The following is a 501-nucleotide window of genomic DNA, read 5'->3' as shown; positions in this document are numbered from 1 at the left end:
GAGTAGCCTATCTGGAAGGTTCCAGAGTGCAAATTCCGAGCTTCCGTCAATCGATCGTCAATGTCATTTCGCAAGGCGATCAGCGCTTTGATGTCACCTCGTATGCTGTTCAACAAAGGTGTTGTACTGATAACCGACCCTGACCTGTCTAGCAGTCGGCACTGATAGTGTTGCTCCAACGAATTGACGAGGTTTGACACCGTGGGCTGGGACACCCCAAGCTCTTTTGCCGCCAGGGTAAAGCTGCCCAGCCGCACGACGGATTCCAGTGCTTGTAACTGTTTGAGGCTGATCTTTGACTTCATTCGACAGTGTCGTCCTATACATCTGACAGGCGACCCAAAGTTGGATCACCAATTCTGACCATTCGTGGGTCAGCGGAAACAGCTGAGATCCAATCGCCGACTCTGGCATGTGAGTAGCATAGTGGAATTGAGTATTCCAAAAGCAACTCGGACAAAAGCTACTTACAACTCTCACTCGATTTGCAAGGCGCGAGTG

General features: G+C 50.5%; 1 protein-coding gene. It reads right to left on the bottom strand.

Annotation, left to right across the window (positions count from 1 at the left end):
• Nucleotides 1-305 (bottom strand): LysR family transcriptional regulator (locus ACR0E6_RS23205; RefSeq protein WP_480587873.1); only part of this gene is annotated, 305 nt, incomplete at its 3' end.
• Nucleotides 306-501: the final 196 nt, after the last annotated feature.

Source organism: Ruegeria sp. AP12, from assembly GCF_056540025.1.
Note: the sequence above shows the minus strand (reverse complement) of the source record. Positions and strands in the feature narration are given on the sequence as shown.